Annotated in this window: 29 protein-coding genes, 1 tRNA gene and 2 pseudogenes; 21 read left to right on the top strand and 11 right to left on the bottom strand. The window is 30.9% G+C overall.

The window, feature by feature from the left end; genetic code table 11:
* The first annotated feature begins 38 nt into the window (after positions 1-38).
* Together sdhA and sdhB are read left to right on the top strand one after the other, a co-directional pair.
* The gene (gene sdhA, locus KI230_RS05620; RefSeq protein WP_000818278.1) at positions 39-1805 is read left to right on the top strand and encodes a succinate dehydrogenase flavoprotein subunit; all 1767 of its coding nucleotides are present in this window, start codon (positions 39-41) and stop codon (positions 1803-1805) included.
* A complete protein-coding gene (gene sdhB, locus KI230_RS05625) occupies positions 1805-2620 on the top strand; it encodes a succinate dehydrogenase iron-sulfur subunit (RefSeq protein WP_000139712.1) in 816 nt (271 codons plus the stop codon). The genes sdhA and sdhB overlap by 1 nt, the downstream gene beginning before the upstream one ends.
* A 123-nt stretch (positions 2621-2743) precedes the next feature.
* Here sdhB and KI230_RS05630 read toward each other — a convergent pair whose 3' ends face one another.
* Complete coding sequence (locus tag KI230_RS05630) at positions 2744-4063, bottom strand: ISL3-like element IS1181 family transposase (RefSeq protein WP_001808146.1); 1320 nt, start codon at positions 4061-4063, stop codon at positions 2744-2746.
* Positions 4064-4376: 313 nt separating this feature from the next.
* On the opposite strand from KI230_RS05630, the gene racE reads away from it, so the two are divergent.
* The 5 genes from racE (at position 4377) to KI230_RS05655 (ending at position 7078) form a co-directional block, all read left to right on the top strand.
* Positions 4377-5177 carry a glutamate racemase gene (gene racE, locus KI230_RS05635; protein ID WP_001039659.1) on the top strand — a complete coding sequence of 267 codons (801 nt, stop codon included), beginning with the start codon at positions 4377-4379 and terminating at the stop codon, positions 5175-5177.
* Between the two features lie 11 nt (positions 5178-5188).
* Positions 5189-5776, top strand: a complete 588-nt coding sequence (locus KI230_RS05640; protein ID WP_000659317.1) for an XTP/dITP diphosphatase — start codon at positions 5189-5191, stop codon at positions 5774-5776.
* On the top strand, positions 5769-6272 hold the full coding sequence (locus KI230_RS05645; protein WP_000049484.1) for a YfcE family phosphodiesterase: 504 nt from the start codon (positions 5769-5771) through the stop codon (positions 6270-6272). The genes KI230_RS05640 and KI230_RS05645 overlap by 8 nt, the downstream gene beginning before the upstream one ends.
* Positions 6273-6399: 127 nt before the next feature.
* Positions 6400-6567, top strand: coding sequence for a hypothetical protein (locus tag KI230_RS05650; protein WP_001788629.1), 168 nt, complete (start codon positions 6400-6402; stop codon positions 6565-6567).
* Between the two features lie 193 nt (positions 6568-6760).
* The gene (locus KI230_RS05655; RefSeq protein ID WP_000739211.1) at positions 6761-7078 is read left to right on the top strand and encodes a fibrinogen-binding protein; all 318 of its coding nucleotides are present in this window, start codon (positions 6761-6763) and stop codon (positions 7076-7078) included.
* A 317-nt stretch (positions 7079-7395) separates the two neighbouring features.
* On the opposite strand, the pseudogene KI230_RS05660 reads toward KI230_RS05655, so the two are convergent.
* Both KI230_RS05660 and KI230_RS05665 read right to left on the bottom strand, forming a co-directional pair.
* Positions 7396-7488 (bottom strand): annotated as a pseudogene (locus KI230_RS05660) (hypothetical protein).
* Positions 7448-7849 carry an FPRL1 inhibitory protein FLIPr gene (locus tag KI230_RS05665; RefSeq protein ID WP_000739570.1) on the bottom strand — a complete coding sequence of 134 codons (402 nt, stop codon included), beginning with the start codon at positions 7847-7849 and terminating at the stop codon, positions 7448-7450. Before KI230_RS05665 ends, KI230_RS05660 begins: the two are co-directional and overlap by 41 nt.
* A 669-nt stretch (positions 7850-8518) precedes the next feature.
* On the opposite strand from KI230_RS05665, the gene KI230_RS05670 reads away from it, so the two are divergent.
* From KI230_RS05670 to scb, 3 genes are all read left to right on the top strand, one after another.
* Positions 8519-9025, top strand: a complete 507-nt coding sequence (locus tag KI230_RS05670; protein ID WP_214958343.1) for an SA1002 family membrane protein — start codon at positions 8519-8521, stop codon at positions 9023-9025.
* 259 nt (positions 9026-9284) lie between these two features.
* Positions 9285-9782 (top strand): complement convertase inhibitor Efb, encoded by a 498-nt coding sequence (efb, locus tag KI230_RS05675; RefSeq protein WP_000791580.1) that lies wholly within the window; start codon positions 9285-9287, stop codon positions 9780-9782.
* 153 nt (positions 9783-9935) lie between these two features.
* A complete protein-coding gene (gene scb, locus KI230_RS05680) occupies positions 9936-10286 on the top strand; it encodes a complement inhibitor SCIN-B (protein ID WP_000669537.1) in 351 nt (116 codons plus the stop codon).
* 821 nt (positions 10287-11107) lie between these two features.
* Here the strand turns inward: scb and KI230_RS05685 are convergent.
* The 3 genes from KI230_RS05685 to hyl all read right to left on the bottom strand — a co-directional run bounded on the left by KI230_RS05685 (position 11108) and on the right by hyl (position 13584).
* Positions 11108-11293, bottom strand: a complete 186-nt coding sequence (locus KI230_RS05685; protein WP_001032814.1) for a hypothetical protein — start codon at positions 11291-11293, stop codon at positions 11108-11110.
* Positions 11294-11914: 621 nt separating this feature from the next.
* On the bottom strand, positions 11915-12148 hold the full coding sequence (locus tag KI230_RS05690; RefSeq protein WP_000231631.1) for a hypothetical protein: 234 nt from the start codon (positions 12146-12148) through the stop codon (positions 11915-11917).
* Between the two features lie 476 nt (positions 12149-12624).
* Positions 12625-13584 carry an alpha-hemolysin gene (gene hyl / locus KI230_RS05695; RefSeq protein ID WP_000857489.1) on the bottom strand — a complete coding sequence of 320 codons (960 nt, stop codon included), beginning with the start codon at positions 13582-13584 and terminating at the stop codon, positions 12625-12627.
* Between the two features lie 672 nt (positions 13585-14256).
* Between hyl and KI230_RS05700 the strand changes: the two genes are divergently transcribed.
* Positions 14257-14403: a hypothetical protein gene (locus KI230_RS05700; RefSeq protein WP_000765708.1), complete on the top strand. Its 147-nt coding sequence runs from the start codon at positions 14257-14259 to the stop codon at positions 14401-14403.
* The gene (locus KI230_RS05705; RefSeq protein ID WP_001802045.1) at positions 14360-14584 is read left to right on the top strand and encodes a hypothetical protein; all 225 of its coding nucleotides are present in this window, start codon (positions 14360-14362) and stop codon (positions 14582-14584) included. The genes KI230_RS05700 and KI230_RS05705 overlap by 44 nt, the downstream gene beginning before the upstream one ends.
* A gap of 388 nt (positions 14585-14972) precedes the next feature.
* Here the strand turns inward: KI230_RS05705 and KI230_RS05710 are convergent, their stop codons facing one another.
* The 3 genes from KI230_RS05710 to KI230_RS05720 form a co-directional block, all read right to left on the bottom strand.
* Complete coding sequence (locus KI230_RS05710) at positions 14973-15689, bottom strand: superantigen-like protein SSL12 (protein WP_000335234.1); 717 nt, start codon at positions 15687-15689, stop codon at positions 14973-14975.
* 107 nt (positions 15690-15796) lie between these two features.
* Positions 15797-16522 carry a superantigen-like protein SSL13 gene (locus tag KI230_RS05715; RefSeq protein ID WP_001063552.1) on the bottom strand — a complete coding sequence of 242 codons (726 nt, stop codon included), beginning with the start codon at positions 16520-16522 and terminating at the stop codon, positions 15797-15799.
* Positions 16523-16616: 94 nt separating this feature from the next.
* Positions 16617-17342, bottom strand: coding sequence for a superantigen-like protein SSL14 (locus tag KI230_RS05720; RefSeq protein WP_000739531.1), 726 nt, complete (start codon positions 17340-17342; stop codon positions 16617-16619).
* A gap of 437 nt (positions 17343-17779) precedes the next feature.
* Between KI230_RS05720 and argF the strand changes: the two genes are divergently transcribed.
* The 4 genes from argF (at position 17780) to elxI1 (ending at position 21998) form a co-directional block, all read left to right on the top strand.
* Positions 17780-18781: an ornithine carbamoyltransferase gene (argF, locus tag KI230_RS05725; RefSeq protein WP_000793607.1), complete on the top strand. Its 1002-nt coding sequence runs from the start codon at positions 17780-17782 to the stop codon at positions 18779-18781.
* A gap of 22 nt (positions 18782-18803) precedes the next feature.
* Positions 18804-19736, top strand: coding sequence for a carbamate kinase (gene arcC, locus KI230_RS05730; RefSeq protein ID WP_001074342.1), 933 nt, complete (start codon positions 18804-18806; stop codon positions 19734-19736).
* Between the two features lie 171 nt (positions 19737-19907).
* Positions 19908-21464, top strand: a complete 1557-nt coding sequence (locus tag KI230_RS05735; RefSeq protein ID WP_000432070.1) for a YfcC family protein — start codon at positions 19908-19910, stop codon at positions 21462-21464.
* A 306-nt stretch (positions 21465-21770) separates the two neighbouring features.
* Positions 21771-21998 (top strand): epilancin biosynthesis-related protein ElxI1, encoded by a 228-nt coding sequence (gene elxI1 / locus KI230_RS05740; RefSeq protein ID WP_000149420.1) that lies wholly within the window; start codon positions 21771-21773, stop codon positions 21996-21998.
* Between the two features lie 305 nt (positions 21999-22303).
* On the opposite strand, the gene KI230_RS05745 is transcribed toward elxI1, so the two are convergent.
* Positions 22304-23251, bottom strand: a complete 948-nt coding sequence (locus KI230_RS05745; RefSeq protein ID WP_001239283.1) for a TDT family transporter — start codon at positions 23249-23251, stop codon at positions 22304-22306.
* A gap of 248 nt (positions 23252-23499) precedes the next feature.
* Between KI230_RS05745 and KI230_RS05750 the strand changes: the two genes are divergently transcribed.
* The 3 genes and pseudogenes from KI230_RS05750 to KI230_RS13760 all read left to right on the top strand — a co-directional run.
* Positions 23500-23688, top strand: a complete 189-nt coding sequence (locus tag KI230_RS05750) for a hypothetical protein (protein ID WP_001245802.1) — start codon at positions 23500-23502, stop codon at positions 23686-23688.
* A 535-nt stretch (positions 23689-24223) separates the two neighbouring features.
* Positions 24224-25543 (top strand): ISL3-like element IS1181 family transposase, encoded by a 1320-nt coding sequence (locus KI230_RS05755; protein ID WP_214958344.1) that lies wholly within the window; start codon positions 24224-24226, stop codon positions 25541-25543.
* Between the two features lie 18 nt (positions 25544-25561).
* Positions 25562-25627 (top strand): annotated as a pseudogene (locus KI230_RS13760) (hypothetical protein); the annotation flags it as partial.
* A gap of 56 nt (positions 25628-25683) precedes the next feature.
* On the opposite strand, the gene KI230_RS05760 reads toward KI230_RS13760, so the two are convergent.
* A tRNA-Arg gene (locus KI230_RS05760) sits at positions 25684-25757 on the bottom strand.
* Between the two features lie 363 nt (positions 25758-26120).
* Between KI230_RS05760 and KI230_RS05765 the strand changes: the two genes are divergently transcribed.
* Both KI230_RS05765 and KI230_RS05770 read left to right on the top strand, forming a co-directional pair.
* Entirely contained in the window at positions 26121-26255 is a 135-nt protein-coding gene (locus KI230_RS05765; protein ID WP_000398672.1) for a beta-class phenol-soluble modulin, read from the top strand.
* 56 nt (positions 26256-26311) lie between these two features.
* Entirely contained in the window at positions 26312-26446 is a 135-nt protein-coding gene (locus tag KI230_RS05770; protein ID WP_000147103.1) for a beta-class phenol-soluble modulin, read from the top strand.
* Positions 26447-26563 lie beyond the last annotated feature (117 nt).

Consider the following 26563-nt stretch of genomic DNA (forward strand, 5'->3'; position numbering starts at 1 on the left):
ACAAATATAGATTGAAAATTTAGGGGAGTGAAATTTTTATGGCAGAGAAACATCTTATTGTTGTCGGAGGTGGCCTAGCGGGCTTAATGTCAACAATTAAAGCGGCAGAAAAAGGTGCACATGTAGATTTGTTCTCAGTTGTACCAGTAAAGCGTTCGCACTCTGTTTGTGCCCAAGGTGGCATTAATGGTGCGGTCAATACTAAAGGGGAAGGCGATTCTCCTTGGATTCACTTTGATGATACAGTGTATGGTGGCGATTTCCTTGCAAACCAACCACCTGTTAAAGCGATGACAGAGGCAGCACCTAAAATTATTCATTTATTAGACCGTATGGGCGTAATGTTCAATAGAACAAATGAAGGTCTATTAGATTTTAGACGTTTCGGTGGTACATTACATCACAGAACAGCATATGCAGGGGCAACAACTGGACAACAATTATTATATGCATTGGATGAACAAGTTCGTGCATATGAAGTAGATGGATTAGTTACGAAGTATGAAGGATGGGAATTCCTTGGCATAGTTAAAGGTGACGATGATAGTGCAAGAGGTATCGTTGCACAAAATATGACAACTGCTGAGATTGAAACATTTGGTTCAGATGCAGTTATTATGGCAACGGGTGGCCCTGGTATTATTTTCGGTAAAACAACAAACTCAATGATTAATACAGGATCAGCGGCTTCCATTGTTTACCAACAAGGCGCTATTTATGCTAATGGTGAGTTCATTCAAATTCATCCTACTGCAATCCCTGGTGATGATAAACTGCGACTAATGAGTGAATCAGCACGTGGTGAAGGTGGACGAATTTGGACATATAAAGATGGTAAGCCTTGGTACTTCTTAGAAGAGAAATATCCTGATTATGGTAACTTAGTACCTCGTGATATCGCAACGCGTGAAATTTTCGATGTATGTATTAACCAAAAATTAGGTATAAATGGCGAAAACATGGTATATCTTGATTTGTCACATAAAGATCCACATGAGTTAGATGTAAAACTAGGTGGTATCATTGAGATTTATGAAAAATTCACTGGTGATGACCCACGCAAAGTACCAATGAAGATTTTCCCAGCTGTTCACTATTCAATGGGTGGTCTATATGTAGATTATGATCAAATGACAAATATTAAAGGGTTATTTGCAGCTGGAGAATGTGACTTCTCTCAACATGGTGGTAACCGCTTAGGTGCCAATTCATTGTTATCAGCGATTTATGGTGGTACAGTAGCAGGTCCAAACGCGATTGATTATATTTCAAATATTGATCGATCATATACTGATATGGACGAAAGTATTTTTGAAAAGCGTAAAGCTGAAGAGCAAGAACGTTTTGATAAATTATTAGCTATGCGCGGTACAGAAAATGCATATAAATTACACCGTGAACTTGGTGAAATTATGACAGCAAATGTAACTGTTGTTCGTGAAAATGAAAAACTGTTAGAAACAGATAAAAAGATTGTTGAATTGATGAAACGTTATGAAGATATTGATATGGAAGATACTCAAACTTGGAGTAACCAAGCGGTATTCTTTACCCGTCAACTATGGAACATGTTAGTACTTGCACGTGTTATTACGATTGGTGCATATAACCGTAACGAATCACGCGGTGCCCATTATAAACCAGAATTCCCAGAGCGTAATGATGAAGAGTGGTTAAAAACGACAATGGCCTCATTCCAAGGCGCATTTGAAAAACCGCAGTTTACTTATGATGACGTCGATGTGAGTTTAATACCACCTCGTAAACGTGATTACACAAGTAAGTCTAAAGGGGGTAAAAAATAATGACTGAACAATCAGTGAAAAACACTCCACAACATGAAACACAATCTAAACCGAAACAAAAAACAGTAAAATTAATTATTAAACGACAAGATACAAGTGATTCTAAGCCTTATGAAGAAACATTTGAAATTCCATATCGTGAAAATTTAAATGTCATTGCTTGTTTAATGGAAATTAGACGTAACCCAGTTAATATTAAAGGTGAAAAAACAACACCTGTTGTCTGGGATATGAACTGCTTAGAAGAAGTATGTGGAGCATGTTCTATGGTTATCAATGGTCGTGCAAGACAATCTTGTTCTGCGATTGTTGATCAATTAGAACAACCTATTCGTTTAGAGCCAATGAATACTTTCCCAGTTATCCGTGACTTACAAGTTGATCGTTCTAGAATGTTCGATAACTTAAAACGTATGAAAGCATGGATCCCAATTGATGGAACGTATGATTTAGGTCCGGGACCACGTATGCCAGAGAAAAAACGTCAAACAGCTTATGAATTATCTAAATGTATGACATGTGGTGTATGTTTAGAGGTTTGTCCTAATGTTACTGAAAATAATAAATTCGTTGGTGCACAAGCAATCTCGCAAGTTCGTTTGTTTAATTTGCACCCAACAGGATCTATGACTAAAGATGAACGTTTAAATGCATTAATGGGTACTGGTGGCTTACAGCAGTGTGGTAATTCACAAAACTGTGTTAATGCTTGCCCTAAAGGTATTCCATTAACAACATCCATTGCAGCAATGAACAGAGAAACAACATTCCACATGTTTAAATCATTCTTTGGTTCAGACCATGAAGTAGAATAAAAATTAATCCCTTTTGAGTTAAAATGTTATGTTCCTTTCAAAATTAAATGGTTCTCCACCAAATGTGGTGGGTATATAATTTAAAGAACTATTTTTAAAATACAACTTTTAGAGTTTTTATTATTAGGCGGCCAGTCCATTATTGGGCTTGGTTGTCTTCTTTTTTTCTCCTTTGTACAAGCTGAAAATCATCATTATACGTGCTTTAAAGTTGTTGAAATTTCTGTAACCAAAAGAAATTCGCTTGATTAATTTTATCTTATTATTAATTCCTTCTATAGCACCATTATTAAATGCTGGGTAATAAATTGTATTTCTTAACATCCTTTGATGTTTTCTATAATATTTAACCGCTTTCCATACACCCTTACTCACAGACTTTTTACTAACTGAATTTAAACGATTAATAAATTTAGGCCAATTACATAACCTTAGGTCTTTTCGTAATCCTTGGACAAGTTCGTAGGAGTGTCGTAGTATATCGTCTTTTGAAAGCATGAATTCTACAATGTCAGATGAGCGTTTATAAGCCTTAAAAGATTTATTCCATCTGTATTTACTAAATATGGTTTTACTAGTATCCATCAATAGGACTTTCCAGTTATTCTTAAAAATTGTATAATCAGGTCCTTTTTTATTACGGTATTCATTCATAACTTGTACACGATACTTATTAAGTTCTCTATTTAAATGTTGAACGATATGGAATCTGTCAAAAATAATAGCTGCATTAGGAAATAGGTCGCGAAATAATCGGACATAGGGTTCATACATGTCAATAGTAACCGTCTTAACTTGTTGTCGATTTTTTAAATCGAATCGCTCGAAATAGGCACGCAAGAATCTTGTAGTTCTATTTTCTAAAATATCTATAACATCATGAGTATCATTATCTATAAAAATGAAACTCATTGATCCAGTTACATTTTTAACGCTTTTAAATTCATCCATAGCGATGTGTTCTGGCAAACAATTAAAGGGTTTAATTCGTAATGAATTAGCCGCTTTAGTTCTAATACGACTTACAGTAGATGGAGAGATACAGTTATCTTCTGCAGTATCAATCTCTGTTTTAACTTTAGTAGCTTCTTCTATAACTTTTTGAGTAACACATCTTGAGATAAAACACGACTCATCAACAATTGACGTTTTAGCAGTAAAAGTGCCATTGCATTCTAAGCATTTAAAACGTTGTTTAGCTAAGTTGAGGTATGTGTTATACCCTTGAGTTTTAAGTAAAGTAATACGAGAAACACGCTTACCATGTTTATGAATTTGTCCTTCATTTTTAACTCCACAACAATAACAGGCCGAAGGCTTATACGTTAGTACAGCATTAACCACTGTTGCTTTTTTTCCTTTGATAATGACGTCAATTTCTTGGTTTATATATTTTATATTTTCATCTTTTATTCTTAGTAATTCTAAGGTATCATTACACATAGGCGCACTTGTCTCCTTTAGTTTGGGTTTGGTCACTTTAAATTATAGAGGCAATTGCGCTTTTTGTGTATTAAAAAAAGCAGGAAGTTTTACCTTCCCACCATAAAAGATGAAGAACCAATTAAATTGAATGGAGATACACAATAACTTGGAAGGGATTTTTTTAATAAGCAGATTACATGACAATATGATAGTGGGCTGATTTAAAATAAATATTATAATGACAAAAATGGTAAACACAGTGCATAATACTAAAATCCAATGCTTAGTTATGATAAACTAAAAATTAAATTAAAAGTAAGGATGACCGAATATGAATAAACCAATAGGTGTAATAGACTCTGGTGTCGGAGGTTTGACAGTAGCTAAAGAAATTATGCGTCAGTTGCCAAATGAGACGATTTATTACTTAGGTGATATTGGACGATGTCCATATGGGCCAAGACCAGGAGAACAAGTAAAACAATATACAGTTGAAATCGCTCGTAAATTAATGGAATTTGATATAAAAATGCTCGTGATTGCTTGTAATACAGCAACTGCTGTAGCTTTAGAATATTTACAAAAGACCTTATCAATCCCAGTGATTGGCGTAATTGAACCAGGTGCTAGAACAGCAATAATGACTACTAGAAATCAAAATGTATTAGTACTAGGAACGGAAGGCACAATTAAATCTGAAGCATATCGTACGCATATTAAACGTATCAATCCACATGTAGAGGTACATGGCGTTGCCTGTCCAGGTTTTGTGCCACTTGTAGAACAAATGAGATATAGTGATCCAACAATTACAAGCATTGTCATTCATCAAACACTGAAACGTTGGCGTAATAGTGAGTCTGATACTGTCATTTTAGGATGTACCCACTATCCATTGCTCTATAAACCTATCTATGATTATTTTGGTGGTAAAAAGACAGTGATTTCGTCTGGATTAGAAACGGCTCGTGAAGTTAGTGCATTGCTAACATTTAGTAATGAACATGCAAGTTATACTGAACATCCAGATCATCGATTTTTTGCAACAGGTGATCCTACTCACATTACTAACATTATCAAAGAGTGGTTAAATTTATCTGTCAATGTGGAACGTATATCAGTGAATGACTAGGAGGATTTTTAATGAAAGAGATTGTTATTGCATCGAATAATCAAGGGAAAATAAATGACTTTAAAGTAATATTTCCAGATTACCACGTAATAGGTATTTCAGAACTAATACCAGATTTTGATGTGGAAGAAACAGGATCAACATTTGAAGAAAATGCTATATTAAAATCAGAAGCTGCTGCAAAAGCATTGAATAAAACGGTCATAGCTGATGACAGTGGACTAGAAGTTTTTGCATTAAATGGTGAGCCAGGTATATACTCTGCACGTTATGCTGGTGAAAATAAAAGCGATGAAGCAAATATTGAAAAATTATTAAATAAGCTTGGTAATACAACTGATCGTCGTGCGCAATTTGTTTGTGTCATAAGTATGAGTGGCCCTGATATGGAAACAAAAGTATTTAAAGGTACTGTTTCAGGTGAAATTGCAGATGGAAAATATGGCGAAAATGGTTTCGGATATGATCCGATATTTTATGTACCGAAATTAGATAAAACCATGGCTCAACTTTCAAAAGAACAAAAAGGGCAAATTAGTCATAGACGAAATGCGATTAATTTACTTCAAGCTTTTCTTGAAGGTGATAAAAATGTCTAAATGGATTATTGTGAGTGATAACCATACTGAATCAGGCGTTTTATATCAAATTTATGAAATGCACCCAGATGCAGATGTATATTTACATTTAGGAGATTCAGAATTCGCGTATGATGATACGGAACTTAGCTTATTTAATAGAGTAAAAGGCAATTGTGATTTTTACCCAGAATTTGAAAATGAAGCGGTCGCAAAATATAATGACGTGAAAGCATTTTATACTCATGGACATTTATATCAAGTCAATCGAACAAGAGATTTATTAGCTGAAAAAGGACTTGAATTAGGTTGTTTGTTTGCATTTTATGGACATACACATGTGGCAAAATATGAGTATATTAATGGTGTTCATGTTATTAATCCTGGAAGTATATCTCAATCTAGAAGTTCAATGGAAGAAACATATGCTGAAGTTATTATTGATGATCAAACTTTACATGGCACCATCAATTTCAAAAATCGACATCACGAAACAATCAGTCATACTACTTTTTAAATAGAAGTAGCTATGGCTTTTTTTAGTTTATAGACTGATTTAACTAGGAGGTCGTGTCATGAATGTTTGTTTAAAAGTATTTCTGACAATTTTATAAGATAATTGGAATGAATAACACATTTATGTTATGAAAAGAATTGTAATTTTGGAGAATGTGATCGTTGATGACCCTATATGGTTGAATCATGTTGATTATTTGGTTAAAAGTGTATTATTAAAAAGTATAAAATTAAGATTTCAAGAAGTCAGGAAATTTGAAATTTTAGTTAAAATCATGAATCGTATACATATTTAAAAGGATTTCTAAAGTCATAAATTATATCAATAATTTGATGGTTAAAATATGGAGTAGCAAAATTCTTGAAATTCAGAAATGTAGTGACACAAATATTAATGTTTAGTTAATAAATAGTTAATGTAGTTTTTTGTATCTGTCTATTATTATAAATATATACAAAATAAATATTTGAGGATAGGTGTTATTAATTATGAAAAAGAATTTTATTGGGAAATCAATTTTAAGCATAGCTGCTATTAGTTTAACGGTATCAACGTTTGCCGGTGAATCTCATGCACAAACTAAGGTTGAAAAATATAACGAGTATCAAACAAACTTTAAAAAACAAGTAAATAAAAAAGTTATGGACGCACAAAAAGCTGTAAACTTGTTCAAACGTACAAGAACTGTTGCAACACACCGTAAAGCACAAAGAGCTGTTAATTTAATTCATTTCCAACACAGCTATGAAAAGAAAAAATTACAAAGACAAATCGATCTAGTTTTAAAATATAATACTTTAAAATAATTGATAGAAGCCATGCTATAGAGTGTGGCTTTTTGCTATATTCAAAGGTATAATTAGTTTATAATATTGTGTTCATTTGAATGGTGAGATTTTTAGAATAAATAATATAAATAATTACTCAAAAGTGAATGCAATAGTTGTTTATGTTTTGAACAAGCGAGGTGGCTATTGTGAAAAGGAAATCGAATGTATTAACAATCATAAAAATTGTAACGGATATAGTGGCAACCGTGTTAATCATACGTGCTTTATTAAACAGTCGTAAAGATGCTAAATAAATTAGAAGTTACTTAAAATAAAAAAAGCACGCCAAAACGTTAGCATTGTTTTCTAACGTTTGGCGTACAACTATTTAATTCAGTATGTTAATTAATCCCAATAAATCGAGTCAATTTCACCGTTTTTAACAACTTTAATATTTTTTCTGTTCTCTTCTAAAGGACGAGTTAAGTCAAAAGTATAGTAATCTCTAGGACCACCATCTTTAATTCTGACAACTGCTTTCTTCACATCACCTTGGCTTAATTTTTTAACAATAAGGTACAGATCATTAACAGTTTCAGCTTTGTAAGGAGTTAGATTTTTATCAGACTCTTTCATTAACTTATCAATACGTTCATCGTCCTTTTTAGCTTGATCTGCTAAATTTTTTGCGATTTCTAAACCTTTCCATTCATAACTAAAGAAAGCTTTAGCATCATTAGTTTGAGTTGAAAGACCTGCAGCGATTACTGTAGATGCGATAATAGTTTTTGTGATATTTTTTTTCATAATAAGTTCTCCCTGTAAAATAAATTTGTACTTACTAATGCGAGTACACTGCTATTTTACAAACGGTTTCATGCATTTACCAGTTAACACTTCATTAATTAAAATTAAGTGCAAATTAATAAGGTTTAATGCAATCGAAAAAGAATAATGATGAATTTGATGGTATTATTTTTATTTGAGGTATTATTGAATTTGTTGATAGTATAATAATAGTAGTAAACGTCGCTCAACTATGATTGGATAATTTTTATTGTTAAAACGATATATATTTCTTTGCATTTTGTTTGCAATGTTGGGTAGACAAACACTCCAAATTGTTATACATATAGCTTTTTTGATAATTAATGTTTATAAAACAAAGAAATGATTCATAGTAGAGAAGTAATTAATATGTATAATTTTACTTATAAAGAAATAAGAGATATATTCTAATTAAGGTTGATATGTTATGATTAATATATAAGTTAAAAATTATACTATTTAATTGAATTATGCATTTTCGAAGTAAGCATAATTCAACACTTACATTTTTAAATAGATAAAATAGTGTAAAATCACGTGCCAAGATTACTATAGAGTAGGCATTGAGTATTATTGGCAATCACTTAAGTGATTGTTATTTTTCGTGGTCAATAATAAAGATATAAATAAATATATTGAGGTCAAACGATGATAATTAAAATTTTAACAATTCTATTACTACTTTGTATATTGAGCTATTTGGTTACACATAGAAAGAAGCCTTTTCTGTTCTTAAAGACACTCTTTATGGGTGTGGTATTTATCTTTATAGGATATATTTCACTGGCAATATCTGCCGTAATTATTTATGGTATTATTCAATTTATCACAATTGATTTTGGTAGTTTTTTCTTAATGGGTATTATATTGATCTTGATTTCAAGTATATTCCAATTATTTATAGTTAGATTACTTTTTAGAAAAAAGAATGTCGATTTGACAGAGGTTGTCGTTTTAGAGCATTTAATTCAATGGTTCTTAGTTTACTTTGCGATCTATCAAGCAGTAAATGAAAAAATGGACATTAATGATATTAATATCGACAATTTCCAATCTGTCTTTTTTGACGTGTCTAATTTGAATTTAGTAATTCTACCAACGTTAATCATTAGCTGGGTCACAATATTTAACTATAGAATGAGAAGTTACAAATAAAATCTATGAAATTATACCATCAGACACCAACTTTCAAATGGTGTCTTTTTTTGTTGTGTGGTTTTATTTTTGAAATTCGAAAAAGTAGAGGCGTGAATTTTTTGACTAGTGTATCAGTGCTGATGAGTCACAAGATAGATAACTATATTTTGTCTATATTATAAAGTGTTTATAGTTAATTAATAATTAGTTAATTTCAAAAGTTGTATAAATAGGATAACTTAATAAATGTAAGATAATAATTTGGAGGATAATTAACATGAAAAATAAATTGATAGCAAAATCTTTATTAACAATAGCGGCAATAGGTATTACTACAACTACAATTGCGTCAACAGCAGATGCGAGCGAAGGATACGGTCCAAGAGAAAAGAAACCAGTGAGTATTAATCACAATATCGTAGAGTACAATGATGGTACTTTTAAATATCAATCTAGACCAAAATTTAACTCAACACCTAAATATATTAAATTCAAACATGACTATAATATTTTAGAATTTAACGATGGTACATTCGAATATGGTGCGCGTCCACAATTTAATAAACCAGCAGCGAAAACTGATGCAACTATTAAAAAAGAACAAAAATTGATTCAAGCTCAAAATCTTGTGAGAGAATTTGAAAAAACACATACTGTCAGTGCACACAGAAAAGCACAAAAGGCAGTCAACTTAGTTTCGTTTGAATACAAAGTTAAGAAAATGGTCTTACAAGAGCGAATTGATAATGTATTAAAACAAGGATTAGTTAAATAAAACTTCAATCGTTGCTGATATCTGGAAATAATTAATTAAATGTTATGTTAATTTTTGTTAATGAAAAAAGTAATCTATTTAATGACAGGTTAATGTAATTGTCCTGAAATTGACTATATACTCAGTAAGTATCAATTTTAAGGAGAGCTTATAATGAAATTTAAAAAATATATATTAACAGGAACATTAGCATTACTTTTATCATCAACTGGGATAGCAACTATAGAAGGGAATAAAGCAGATGCAAGTAGTCTGGACAAATATTTAACTGAAAGTCAGTTTCATGATAAACGCATAGCAGAAGAATTAAGAACTTTACTTAACAAATCGAATGTATATGCATTAGCTGCAGGAAGCTTAAATCCATATTATAAACGTACGATTATGATGAATGAATATAGAGCTAAAGCGGCACTTAAGAAAAATGATTTCGTATCAATGGCTGATGCTAAAGTTGCATTAGAAAAAATATACAAAGAAATTGATGAAATTATAAATAGATAATAAATAAAACAGGTTGAGACAAAAAATGGTCTTAACCTGTTTTCAATTTGCATATGTGATAAATTCTATATCAAAATGCTTATGTATAATGAATGACATTTAAAAGTAGGGGAGACAAATATAAATACAATAGTTCCTAGGATTACTCTCAAAATAACTATATCAATTATTTACTTTGCTCTCCTATTTTTTAAAATATGTACATGTTTAAACAATCAAAAGTGTACAATATTAAATTATCATTTCCAGTTCTAGTGCTATATTGGTAGTAGTTGACTAAATGAAAATAAGCTTATAACAAGTTTTTTCAATACTCGTGGGGCCACAACAGAGAGAAATAGGATCACCAATTCCAACAGACAATGCAAGTTGGCGGGGCCCCAACATAGAGAAATTGGATCACCAATTTCAACAGACAATGCAAGTTGGGGTGGGGCCCAACACAGAAGCTGGCGAAAAGTCAGCATACAAAAATGTGCAAGTTGGCGGGGCCACAACAGAGAGAAATAGGATCACCAATTCCAACAAACAATGCAAGTTGGCGGGGGCCCCAACATAGAAGCTGGCGAAAAGTCAGCATACAAAAATGTGCAAGTTGGCGGGGCCCCAACATAGAGAAATTGGAACCCCAATTTCTACAGACAATGCAAGTTGGGGTAGGACATCGATAAAGAAATACTTTTTCTTTAGCAATTAGTATTTCTTATGCATGAGCTTTACTCATGTATTCATTTTTTAAGTACACATTAGCTACAGCTAATGATAAAGAACCACTACATAATAAATCATTAGTGGTTCTTTATCATTTCTATCTCACTCTTTTACTGGAAGAAAAAGTTTACGTTTGTAGAACATGCCACAATACCAAAAATAATTAAGAAAAATAAGACGATAAGCATGATGACACTTTTCAAACAACCTCTATCAGTTTCTTTCGATTTTCTTTGTTGAACCTTTTTATAATCTTCAAGTAGTTTTGCGGCTTTTTTATTTATATGTTTATTCATGATGTTGACTCCTTATAATATATGTTTAATTCATTAAAATAGTTGAAAACATGACTTGAAATAAAGATATAAAGCTAAAGTAAGGATGTTCAATTGTTTCAAATTTTATGAAAGTATAACGTTAAATATGTTAATTTGATGATGATATTTGCTTTTTATTTTCCAAATGGAATTTACTTAAACTGATGCATTAAAATATTAATGAAGCACTAGAATACATAAATGAATAGTAATGGTGCACAGTATAGAATAATTAAGGCTATATTAAGTATAAATATCGTTAACTGTAAGCTATCTTTAGTTTTAATATAAACTATTAGGATAATCGACGTAAGAAGAATCATATATATTAATGATGAAGAAGTCCATACAAAATCCGCATCATTTGTTGTTAATAATGGGACTATAATTAATCCGAAATTAATCATGCATGCTATATATACTATAATGTTATACACAATGTTAATTTTTGTTCACCACCTTATACTTCTATTTTAAAAACTTCTTTATAATGATATATTGTTTAATGTTGAAATAATTAGATTATCTAATTTTCATTTGCTTTACATGTAAAAGGCTATATATAGTATGCTCTTTATGATTCTAAATGCTTTTTAATATTTAATGCTCATCAACATTTGGATTTTGAATATTCAATTCAAAAACTTTATTAGCTACGTCAATTGTAAAATCAGAACCATAGTTGACATGAGCTACTTTTAATTTTCCATCTAAATAATAGATTGCGATTGCAACATCGTAAAATTCGTCAATGACAAATAAACTCTTTTCGTTTGCTACAACCTCATGCTCTCCTGAGTATACAACGTTAATTTCCCAATCATTAAAAACCATTTGTTAACCTCCTTGAACATTTAAATTGATTCAACTTAAGTTTAACTTATTCATACAACTTCGTACAATATCTAGATGAACATTAATTGTATTTCTAGAAATCTTTTTCAATTATATGTACTAATTATACTTTTAAATTTCTTATTTCAGTATAGTTTTAAAACGATTTTAAAATAATTCTGCAAATATATTAACACATAATGTGTTCAAAAAGTTTTGAACAATTTCAAAACTTTTATATAAAGGGTTTGACAACATGGAATTCAAATTTCTTATTTTAAAAATTACCTCATATAGTGTCATGTTTAGTCTAATTTTTAAGTCAGGAAAGCAAATCAAGTACATAGTTTAAATTAAAAATATCATAAGTTAATTAAACTAAATTCAGTATAAAAATTAGCCGAAAAACATCATTTCTGAAGTTATCGGCTAAAGTTATAAATTATATTTATTTGTACATGAACAAATAATTTACATTAATTTGTCATTTCTTCATTTTCCCAATCGATTTTATATCTTTCTGAAGAACGATCTGTCCATTTATCTTTAGTATTGGTACCTTTCCAATTTGTTGAAGTCCAATGCAATTGGTAGTCATCACGAACTCGTTCGTATATTACATCTATATTTGTTTGTTGTTTGGATGCTTTTCTATCCATAGTAATAACTGTAGCGAAGTCTGGTGAAAACCCTGAAGATAATAGAGAACTTGCTTTGTTAGGATCAAGGAAGTTCTCTGCTGCTTTCATAGAACCATTTCTAGTTTTCATGAAAAGTTGATTGCCATATACCGGGTTCCAAGAATCTCTATCATATGGTCCCCAATTTTGATTCACCATATTGTTAAATATCACTTTCCAGCCTACTTTTTTATCAGTTGGGCTCTCTAAAATTGTTTTGAAATCAGGTTGAACATATTTCAGTGTATGACCAATCGAAACATTTGCACCAATAAGGCCGCCAATTTTTCCTGTATCATCACCAGTAACATTACCGTTGAATCCATAAGTTAAAGTACTCATATACTCTTTTGTATCAATCGAATTTCTTGGATAGTAATCAGATATTTGAGCTACTTCATTATCAGGTAGTTGCAACTGTACCTTAAAGGCTGAAGGCCAGGCTAAACCACTTTTGTTAGCACCTTCTTCGCTATAAACTCTATATTGACCAGCAATGGTACCTTTCGTTCTAATAACTAGCAGTTTTTTATTGTGATTTTTATCATCGATAAAACTATAAAATACTTTTTTGTGCATGCCATTTTCTTTATCATAAGTGACTAAATCACCTGTTTTTACTGTAGTATTGCTTCCAATATCTGTAGTACCGGTTTTAATATTAATATCAGAATCTGCGGCATTAGCGACAGGATTCATTAATATGGAACCTAGCAATAGTGTTGTTGTTACTGAGCTGACTATACGTGTTTTCATTTTCATCATCCTTCTATTTTTTTAAACGATTTGAGGAAACAATAATCAATATGTCAATTTAGAATATTGCAGTTGAGACATATCAAATATTTATAATCGTTTATATTAGTATATTTAATGTAGCAACTGATAAATTACTGAGTGATGATGAGTGATTATTTTAAGAATATGTTTTTAACTTTTATTTAAAATTTGAAAGGAAGCATTTCAATTTCGAGGGTTAGTCAAAGTTGAATAAATTCTTTATGAAATAAGGAAAAGACATAGCTAATTTTATTGATTAATTTCTTTAAAACTAATGATTTGTTTGATTTAATAATGTAATCGATTACAATATAAAAATACAAATATCTTAGAATTAAATCAATTAATTAACTATTAAATAAAAATTAACTATATATTAACTACTGTAAATTAATAAATAGAAATAGAGAAAAAGGGTATTAATTATGTTTGGAATTTCGTCGGGAATAATTTTTGCCATTACATAGAAATATCTAATAGATAATGAAAAAGTATCGTATGTATTTTTAATATAGTGTAAAATATCATATGTAAAATAAAATGTAGATTTTTAGTTAGAGGCATTATAAGAAAATTTTGAGTATAGGTTAGCTTTTAATTATGAATCTTATTGAAATTTGATTAATAAATATATGATAGGGGATTAAAATGAAACTATTTTATATCGTATTTCTTATTATTATATGGCTGAATATATTTTTAGGAAATGAAATTATCCATACACTGACTGTTTTAATAACAACATTGTATATTGTTAATTCAAGAAAGGGGATTAAAAATGACAGAGTTGAATAATATTATAAACTCTCTTCAATCTTTGTTTGAGTCTGAATCAGGCTATAAAATTTCGAAAAATTCAGGAGTTCCATATCAAACAGTACAAGATTTAAGAAATGGGAAAACCAAACTAGAAGATGCTAGATTTAGAACGATTATTAAACTTTATAGTTACTATGTCTCATTAAAAGAACATTAATCATGGGACAATAAAGTATTGCTAAAATAATTAAATCATTAAATGAAGGAATAGAGCCTAAGACATAATAAATCAATGTCTTAGGCTCTACAATATTATATTGGTAGTAGTTGACCGAATGAAAATGCCCATGTAACAAGCATTTTTCAATTATAGGCGGGGCCCCAACACAGAAGCTGACGAAAAGTCAGCTTACAATAATGTGCAAGTTGGGGAGTGACAACGAAATAAATTTTATAAAATACCATTTCTGTCACATTCCTACTCCCAATTCCATTTAAATATATAGAAAATTTCACCTATTATATACATCATACACTTTAAAAATTATCATTTAAATAATCTGATTTGGAATTAAAGTGCATGAAGTATAAGTCACCTTCATATACTAATCAAAGAGGACGTCAACAGTTATTTTATTAGGATTTTTAACATAAACATTTGCTAGATCTGAATGTAATCTTTTGCTTAAATCAATAGTGTAGTTATTACCGCCACCGGTGATCTTAAGCTTACCTTTATTACGATTTTCGTTATATAATATTTTATTTTTTATTAACGCTTCTCGTGCACGGAAATCGATTTCTTTCAATGTTAATACTGGTTTATTGCCTTGGTATATTTTATGCGCACCAATAATCGTTTGTAGTTTATCTTTGTATTGCACAAAAAGATTATAAGTTTTATCAGAAGGTTTTGCGGCTGGTGTAACGCCACCTGTAAATGTCTCTCTATAAGACCACCATAACTGATCAGTATCTTTGTCTTTTAGTCCAAACACATCTACGTAACGATCTTTTAACTGATTAATATTTCCCCAACTTTCAGCGCCCCATAAAGATATATGTGCTGACCATGAATATCTCTTAAGTTCAACATAAATGTTTCCATTATCATATTGATATAGCCATTTATTTGAAAATGAAAAATGAGGCTGTGTGTAATATTTAATTAATTCATTGATGTTAGTTTCATCTTGACCAATACTATAAGCTTTAGCTTCAGAGTAAAAACTAAATACTGGTTTTTGATTTTGAGGTAATACTGTACCTAATAGTAATAATGTTGTCGTTAAAATTATATTTTTCGTGATGTTCTTACACATTAGAACATCTCCTTTCAGAGGAATCATGATACGAGGAATAAGAAATTTAAATGTGAGCGAAGTCAATATAGTATTTGCGATTATTTTTATTAACTCCATTATTATTGTTAGTTTGATTTTTCGAGGATAACTTCAATTTTTGCATTTTGAGGTTTTTTAACATATCTATTTGCATCAGTTGATGGCAACCTTTTACTTAAATCTATTGTGTAGTTATTGTCTGCACCTGTTATTTTAATTTGTCCTTTATTATAAGAATTATTATATAATTTTTTACTTTTAATTAATGTTTGACGAATACGAAAATCTAATTCTTTTAAAGTTAAAACAGGCTTATTGCCTTCATAAACTGGAAATCCGCCAGTAAACGTTTCTGCTTTATCTTTATATGTTACATTCAGTTTATAGTGTTTATCGTTAGATGTTGCTGCAGGAGTAACACCACCAGTAAACGTTTCTTGAGATAATGCAAAAGAATCAATGGTTTCTTGGTCTTTTATGCCAAAAATATCAACGCTTTTATTTCTTAATTGGTTGATATTGCCCCAACTTTCAGGTCCATAAACTTGAATATGACTATACCAAGAAAACTGTAACAACGTTGCATGAATCGTACCGTTATCTTTTTGCCATAACGTACTGTTAGAGAAGGTTAAATATTTTTGCGAGTAATATTTAGTTAACTCATTAACGTTAGTTTCGTTTTGATTTATATAATAAGCTTTCGCTTCAGATGAAGAATTGATAGGTGTATTAGGAAATTGTGTAAATGCTGTACCTAATAGTAACAATGTTGTTGATAAAATAATTTTTTTCGTGATGTTATTGTTCATTCGAATTTCTCCTTTGAGTATTGTTGGAATGTTTAATTATAAAAAGGGGTTAATTAGATAATTGAAATTATCCGCATTTACAAAAGGTAATAGGTTAGTTAGATTTTTCGAGTATGACTTCAATTTGTGCATTTTTAGGATTTTTAACATAACGGTTTGTGTCAGTTAATTTTAACTTTTTACTTAAATCAATCGTGTAATTATTTCCATCAGCAGTTATCTTAATTTGACCTTTATTAAATTCTCCGTTATATAACTTTTTATTTTTTATTAATGTTTGACGAATACGGAAATCTAATTCTTTTAAAGTTAATACTGGTTTATTTCCTTTGTAAAATTCATGTCCACCGATGATAGTTTGTTGTTTATCACTATATTTTAAAAATAGTCTATAAGGTTTATCAGATGAAGTAGCTGCTGGCGTAACACCACCAGTAAATGTTTCATCATAAGTCCAGTAACCTTCAACTGTGTCCTCATCTTTAGTTCCAAATATATCAACGTATTTATTTCTTAACTGATTAATGTTTCCCCAACTCTCGGATCCAAACACTTGAATATGACTATACCAAACCCACGTTTGCAATGTTGCATGAATGCTACCATTGGGCTTTTGCCATAACCATTTTCCAGATAATGAAAAATGCGGCTGAGTGTAATATTTGATTAGTTCATTGATATTAGTCTCGTTTTCACTGATATTATAGGCTTTTGCTTCAGATGAAAAACTGATTGGTGTTTTAGGAAGTTGTGTTGATGTAGTTCCTAAAAGTAACAATGCTGTTGATAAAACTAATTTATTCATGATGTTCTTTTTCATATGAAAATCTCCTTTGCGTGAATTACCCAAAGTATATAAGCTATTACACCGATTCGGAATTAAATAAAAGCTAAAACTATGTTAAATAAACTTAAACAGTTAGTAGTGTTATTTAAGCAAAACTTATCATTTTTAAGTTTTGGACAGAAACAGTACTTAATAAAGTAGGCGGGAGTTATATATTAAAAACGACACGTTAGAATTATTCTCTAATCAATTGCATTAAATTGTTTGATAATTGAATTTTCTAACTACTTGAAAAATAGTTATACTTTAAATGTAGTACTTATTTTAATTATTTCCTACTACTTAAATTTAATATTAATAAAATGTTCATTTGATTATTGATAAAATATTACAAATTTTAATAGTAGGTTGTGTTTATTTTGTATGCGCTTACAATTTAGGTGTAACTAAAATAAAAGGAGTTGTTATTAATGAAAAATTTACGAAACAGAAGTTTTTTAACTTTATTAGACTTTTCACGACAAGAGGTAGAATTCTTATTAACACTCTCCGAGGATTTAAAACGTGCTAAATATATTGGCACTGAAAAGCCTATGTTAAAAAATAAAAATATTGCACTGTTATTTGAAAAAGATTCTACAAGAACGCGATGTGCATTTGAAGTTGCAGCGCATGATCAAGGTGCAAATGTAACTTATTTAGGCCCAACTGGATCACAAATGGGTAAAAAAGAAACAACTAAAGATACTGCACGTGTGCTTGGTGGAATGTATGATGGCATTGAATACCGTGGTTTTTCACAAAGAACAGTAGAAACTTTAGCTGAATATTCAGGCGTACCGGTGTGGAATGGTTTAACTGATGAAGATCATCCTACTCAAGTTCTTGCTGATTTCTTAACAGCAAAAGAAGTCTTAAAAAAAGATTATGCAGATATTAACTTTACATATGTTGGAGATGGTCGTAATAACGTTGCAAATGCATTAATGCAAGGTGCTGCCATTATGGGTATGAACTTCCATTTAGTTTGTCCAAAAGAATTAAATCCAACAGATGAATTATTAAATCGCTGTAAAAATATTGCCGCTGAAAATGGTGGCAACATATTAATCACAGATGATATTGACCAAGGTGTAAAAGGTTCGGATGTAATTTACACTGATGTTTGGGTATCAATGGGTGAACCTGATGAAGTATGGAAAGAACGACTTGAATTATTGAAACCATATCAAGTAAATAAAGAAATGATGGATAAAACTGGTAATCCAAATGTTATTTTTGAGCATTGCTTACCATCTTTCCATAATGCTGATACGAAAATTGGTCAACAAATTTTTGAAAAATATGGAATTCGAGAAATGGAAGTTACAGATGAAGTATTCGAAAGTAAAGCTTCAGTTGTATTCCAAGAAGCTGAGAACAGAATGCATACAATCAAAGCAGTGATGGTTGCTACATTGGGTGAATTTTAAATGATATAAGGAAGTGAATATGATGGCGAAAATAGTAGTAGCATTAGGTGGTAATGCTTTAGGAAAATCACCTCAAGAACAACTCGAGCTTGTTAAAAATACTGCGAAATCATTAGTAGGATTAATAACAAAAGGACATGAGATTGTTATTAGTCATGGTAATGGACCACAGGTTGGAAGCATTAATTTGGGACTTAACTATGCTGCAGAACATAACCAAGGTCCGGCATTTCCATTTGCTGAATGTGGCGCAATGAGTCAAGCTTACATCGGCTATCAATTACAAGAAAGCTTACAAAATGAATTGCATTCTATTGGAATGGATAAACAAGTGGTAACACTAGTGACACAAGTTGAAGTTGATGAAAATGATCCGGCATTTAACAATCCTTCAAAACCAATTGGGTTATTTTACAACAAAGAAGAAGCTGAACAAATTCAAAAAGAAAAAGGATTTATATTTGTTGAAGATGCTGGAAGAGGGTATAGACGTGTTGTTCCTTCACCACAACCCATCTCTATTATTGAATTAGAGAGTATTAAAACACTTATTAAAAATGATACACTCGTTATTGCTGCTGGTGGTGGAGGTATACCAGTAATTAGAGAGCAACATGATGGTTTTAAAGGTATTGATGCAGTTATAGACAAAGATAAAACAAGTGCGTTGTTGGGTGCTAATATTCAATGCGATCAATTGATTATTTTAACAGCAATTGATTATGTATATATTAATTTTAACACTGAAAACCAACAGCCTTTGAAAACAACAAATGTTGATGAATTAAAACGATATATAGACGAAAATCAATTTGCAAAAGGAAGTATGTTACCAAAAATTGAAGCAGCCATATCATTTATTGAAAACAATCCAAAAGGAAGTGTGCTTATAACATCATTAAATGAATTAGATGCTGCCTTAGAGGGTAAAGTAGGTACTGTGATTAAAAAGTAATTGAATTGAAACGCTTTTCAATTACTATATGTCAAATGCATGATTTTTATTATTTATGTGCACCCCCTGAAAATAATGCCTCTATTTTGATGCGGGGTGCACTTTCTTAATTTATATTTATAAAATCTTTAAGGTAGAAATGCTAGGTTAAATGTCGAAGGAGATGAAACCGTGGAAAATACAATTAATGAAAGTGAAAAGAAAAAACGATTTAAATTAAAAATGCCAGGTGCATTTATGATTTTATTCATTTTAACGGTTGTTGCAGTTATAGCAACATGGGTTATTCCTGCTGGTGCATATTCTAAACTTTCTTACGAACCTTCATCCCAAGAACTAAAGATAGTTAACCCTCATAACCAAGTGAAAAAGGTTCCGGGTACGCAACAGGAACTAGACAAAATGGGAGTTAAAATTAAGATTGAACAATTTAAATCAGGTGCAATTAATAAGCCGGTATCAATTCCGAATACTTATGAAAGATTAAAGCAACATCCAGCTGGACCAGAACAAATAACAAGTAGCATGGTTGAAGGTACGATAGAAGCGGTCGATATCATGGTATTCATTCTTGTACTAGGGGGACTTATTGGCGTAGTTCAAGCCAGTGGTTCTTTTGAATCGGGATTGTTAGCTTTAACGAAGAAAACAAAAGGGCATGAATTTATGCTAATTGTGTTTGTATCAATACTAATGATTATCGGCGGGACATTATGTGGTATTGAAGAAGAAGCTGTAGCATTCTATCCGATTTTAGTCCCTATATTTATAGCGTTAGGATACGATTCTATCGTTTCAGTTGGTGCCATATTCCTTGCCAGCTCTGTCGGAAGTACATTTTCAACTATTAACCCGTTCTCGGTTGTAATTGCCTCTAATGCCGCTGGTACAACTTTTACGGATGGCTTGTATTGGAGAATAGGCGCTTGTATTGTCGGTGCGATTTTTGTTATTAGTTATTTATATTGGTACTGTAAAAAAATTAAAAAAGATCCTAAAGCGTCATATTCTTATGAAGACAAAGATGCTTTTGAACAGCAATGGTCTGTATTAAAAGATGACGATAGTGCTCATTTTACTTTGCGTAAGAAGATAATCCTTACATTATTTGTACTACCATTTCCAATTATGGTATGGGGAGTTATGACGCAAGGTTGGTGGTTCCCAGTTATGGCTTCAGCATTTTTAATATTTACAATTATAATAATGTTTATTGCTGGGACAGGTAAATCTGGATTGGGAGAAAAAGGAACTGTAGATGCATTTGTCAATGGCGCATCAAGTTTAGTAGGTGTATCTTTAATTATTGGCTTAGCTCGAGGTATTAATTTAGTGTTGAATGAAGGTATGATTTCAGATACAATCTTACACTTTTCATCATCTTTAGTTCAACATATGAGTGGACCATTATTTATCATCGTATTACTATTTATTTTCTTCTGTTTAGGTTTTATCGTGCCATCATCTTCTGGATTAGCGGTATTATCAATGCCTATCTTTGCACCACTAGCTGATACAGTAGGTATACCAAGATTCGTCATCGTTACGACATATCAATTTGGTCAATATGCGATGTTATTCTTAGCGCCGACTGGACTTGTTATGGCCACACTACAAATGTTAAACATGCGATATTCACATTGGTTCCGATTTGTATGGCCGGTAGTTGCTTTTGTATTGATTTTCGGTGGCGGAGTACTAATTACGCAAGTACTAATTTATTCATAATTTGAAATGCTATATTATAAAAATACTAATTGGGTTTTATGCATCTCGTAGGTTTGTAGAAATACTAAACTAAGCGAGGTGCATTATTATTTTTGATTAAGAAAATAATGACGGTAATCATAACACTAGTAAGTAATTGATACAATGCTCTATTTAATAATGATATTTTTAAAATTTGTTTTTAATGTAATGTTAGATCTATGGTATATTATATTTATCGTGGTAAATATGTATTTGCTGTAAACAGTTTTTGTAACACATGACACATATGGTTGTGAAAATAGCATATATAAAGGATGGCTATAAATGACACATTTGACAAAGGTTTTAGATACACTAACTGGAATATGCGTAGTATTATTATTTAGTAAATATTTTGTGGCGTATGCAAATATGGTGTTTGATTGGAAGTTAAGATGGTATTTGCTAGAAAACATACCACATTTGCCAATTATATTATTTATTCTGATGTTTATTTTCGGAGTACCTTCTGAAATGATAAAAGATAGGCAAAGGAAAAATAACGGCGTTTAATTTATCGATATTTAGAGGTGATAAAATTTGTCAACTATTATAAAGACTAAAATAAAAATCTTTATTAATTATTTTATTGGTATATTAGCCTTGGCGTTTGCTGCTTATATATTATTTAAATAAAGGTTAGAGTGAAACGTGTTTATGAACTAGACGTTCTAGTATAGTTACTACAGCTTTAGTCAGAAGGTATCATTGATAAGATCATATTAAATCAAAGAGGCATTGATATACACTAAAAAGAGGCAAGATTACCTGCCTCTTTTTTAGTTATTAAATATGCGTGTTAATTCTTGGTAATAGTGTTACTGAGACGCATTACGAAGAAATTTATCTTGTTTTTCCTTTTTTAAAAAGAAGTGAAGATATCCTATAAAGACTCTAAGTACTATTACAGTGGCTAATAACACTTCGATAAACAAAAGACCTTTCCAAATGTCTGGAAACATAAGTACAGGCAAACTGTTCTTTAAAGCAGTTGCTGAGATTACTAAAGGGAATGTGAAAGCTGAAAATACGGGCGAAAAAGGTTCTTTTAGTAATTTAGGCAATTGTATAATGATATAAAAATAAAATATTTGAGCTAATATTAAAAATATAATTACGATAAAAGCATTCGCCTTAGGAAAGGCTATAACATATGCTGCAGCGACTAAAGAAAATGGTGCACAAATTGTCGATGTGTTCGGTTTGATTGACGTCTGCAATGGAAATGCTTTTAATCGCTTGAAAACTATAGGTAAGACAATACAAGTAGCTACAAAGCCATATATTACTGTTAATTGACCTATGAAAAAATATCCGCTAACGGGTGCCGTCAATCCTGCGATAGCAATACCAATAAAAAGTACAGTCCACGAAGGATAAACATTTTCAAGTGAAAAATCTTTTAAATATTTTATTGAAAAAATAATCATATGCGTCATAATTCCCACAAGACATAAAATCCAAATAGGCGTTATTAAGCTATTGATAAAAGTTATGTTACTAAAAAATGTATTTAAATAAGTAGTACCTAAAAAGCCAGACATGAAAAATGTTGTGAACACTGATGAAACTAGAGGACTGTTTAATTGTTCTTTCACATTATTAAAATATTTGATCATAGTACATAAAAGGTGAATCCAAATCAAGAAAGCAAAGATTCCGCAAACAGCGTTTAAAGTAAGAGATAAGTCTTTTAATAGATTACCCAGGCCTAATAATCCTAAGACTAGTCCTGACGTTACTAGAGGTGCTTTTTGAAGTCTCATGATTTACAACCTTTCTTATGTGATTTTCTTCACTAATTATATCATGATAGCTATAGCCAATTAATAAGAAGAGTGTGTACTATTACGTTATTAGAGTATGTATATTGGATTGATAGACACATAATTGACATTTAAATCTCAAAATTAATGATATTTGAGGTATGCTTTGCAACCTAAATATTGGAATATGTGGAAAAGTAATTATTTAATTTAAATGATGATTGAAGATTTACAAGGGGGTGTACAAAATGAGAAATCAAATTCAAAAACTATTAGACAGTGATTTGAGCAGTTTACATATATCGAAACAAACAGGAGTTCCACAAAGCACAATACACAGAATGAGAAAAAATGAAAGATCATTAGACAATATGTCATTGAAAAACGCTGAACTACTTTATAAATTTGCCAATAGTATATTTAGCAATGAAAATTAAGAAGAATAATTAGTGAGTTAAATAATTAAAAAACCACGTCTCGATGGACGTGGTTATTTTTTTTAGATGTATATAATTATAATTATAGGATTTCGGGCCCCTGAAAAGTCCCTAAAATTTTGAATAGTATCAAAATCTATAGGAATAATATAATAATAAAAATCTCTACGCATGCAAATGGTGAGTGTTAAAAATCTTGGTGTAGTGTTGGTGTAGTTCAGGTGCAGTATAGATGGAATTTGAGCGCAAAATTACTTAATTAAAAATGTATAAACAAGTGTCAGACGCGTGTCAATTGTGTGTCAAAAAAATCTATAACGAATAAGCATACTTGTTTTTACTACTGTATTTTCGGGGCTTATGCGGGGGACGTTTTGGTGACGCATCATACTATATTACTGAAATTCAAAACAAAAGGTTCTTCATCTTTTATGGTGGGAAGGTAAAACTTCCTGCTTTTTTTAATACACAAAAAGCGCAATTGCCTCTATAATTTAAAGTGACCAAACCCAAACTAAAGGAGACAAGTGCGCCTATGTGTAATGATACCTTAGAATTACTAAGAATAAAAGATGAAAATATAAAATATATAAACCAAGAAATTGACGTCATTATCAAAGGAAAAAAAGCAACAGTGGTTAATGCTGTACTAACGTATAAGCCTTCGGCCTGTTATTGTTGTGGAGTTAAAAATGAAGGACAAATTCATAAACATGGTAAGCGTGTTTCTCGTATTACTTTACTTAAAACTCAAGGGTATAACACATACCTCAACTTAGCTAAACAACGTTTTAAATGCTTAGAATGCAATGGCACTTTTACTGCTAAAACGTCAATTGTTGATGAGTCGTGTTTTATCTCAAGATGTGTTACTCAAAAAGTTATAGAAGAAGCTACTAAAGTTAAAACAGAGATTGATACTGCAGAAGATAACTGTATCTCTCCATCTACTGTAAGTCGTATTAGAACTAAAGCGGCTAATTCATTACGAATTAAACCCTTTAATTGTTTACCAGAACACATCGCTATGGATGAATTTAAAAGCGTTAAAAATGTAACTGGATCAATGAGTTTCATTTTTATAGATAATGATACTCATGATGTTATAGATATTTTAGAAAATAGAACTACAAGATTCTTGCGTGCCTATTTCGAGCGATTCGATTTAAAAAATCGACAACAAGTTAAGACGGTTACTATTGACATGTATGAACCCTATGTCCGATTATTTCGCGACCTATTTCCTAATGCAGCTATTATTTTTGACAGATTCCATATCGTTCAACATTTAAATAGAGAACTTAATAAGTATCGTGTACAAGTTATGAATGAATACCGTAATAAAAAAGGACCTGATTATACAATTTTTAAGAATAACTGGAAAGTCCTATTGATGGATACTAGTAAAACCATATTTAGTAAATACAGATGGAATAAATCTTTTAAGGCTTATAAACGCTCATCTGACATTGTAGAATTCATGCTTTCAAAAGACGATATACTACGACACTCCTACGAACTTGTCCAAGGATTACGAAAAGACCTAAGGTTATGTAATTGGCCTAAATTTATTAATCGTTTAAATTCAGTTAGTAAAAAGTCTGTGAGTAAGGGTGTATGGAAAGCGGTTAAATATTATAGAAAACATCAAAGGATGTTAAGAAATACAATTTATTACCCAGCATTTAATAATGGTGCTATAGAAGGAATTAATAATAAGATAAAATTAATCAAGCGAATTTCTTTTGGTTACAGAAATTTCAACAACTTTAAAGCACGTATAATGATGATTTTCAGCTTGTACAAAGGAGAAAAAAAGAAGACAACCAAGCCCAATAATGGACTGGACGCCTAATAATAAAAACTCTAAAAGTTGTATTTTAAAAATAGTTCTTTAAATTATATACCCACCACATTTGGTGGAGAACCAAACAAAAAGAGCCCCGTAATCACGGAACTCTTTTGTTTGGTAATGCGTATAAAAATACCTATAAACGTCCTGGGAGGGATTCGAACCCCCGACCGATGGCTTAGAAGGCCATTGCTCTATCCAGCTGAGCTACCAGGACACGTTTAACAACACAAGAATTATTATATCTAAATGAACTAAAATTAGCAATACCTTGTAAATAAAAAATGTTTATATTTTTCACTATTATAGAGCTATTTATCTAAAAAGGTTCAATAAGACTTAAATACGAATTCAGGCAACTTAATTGTGTTAAATACAGTTTTGAATGCCTAACTGTATTTCTTTTCTCTTTAAAATACAGTTAAGTACATTATAAGATGTTGTGCGGATAAACAAACTAATTGCATCAAATTTATTTTAAAATAACAACAACAAAACGTTAAGCGAATAACATTTCGGTGATTTAAAAGCTACGCACGTTTTTGTTATCTTCAAATTTAAATTTTAAGGAGTGTTTTCAATGGAAGGTTTATTTAACGCAATTAAAGATACCGTAACTGCAGCAATTAATAATGATGGCGCAAAATTAGGCACAAGCATTGTGAGCATCGTTGAAAATGGCGTAGGTTTATTAGGTAAATTATTCGGATTCTAATTTCAATATGTTATGTAAGTAATCAGTATTATTTCAAAGGTGAGGGAGAGATTTAAATGACTGGACTAGCAGAAGCAATCGCAAATACTGTGCAAGCTGCACAACAACATGATAGTGTGAAATTAGGCACAAGTATCGTAGACATCGTTGCTAACGGTGTGGGTTTACTAGGTAAATTATTTGGATTCTAATATAATAACTAATATTCTTTAAAATAAACTGGGTGAGCATACTTTAATGTTATGCACTCAGTTTATTTTATTTGCAGAAATTTGAGCCTCTGTTAAGATTTAGATACATAGACAATA

The sequence above is a fragment of the Staphylococcus sp. MZ3 genome, assembly GCF_018622755.1.
GTDB lineage: Bacteria > Bacillota > Bacilli > Staphylococcales > Staphylococcaceae > Staphylococcus > Staphylococcus aureus.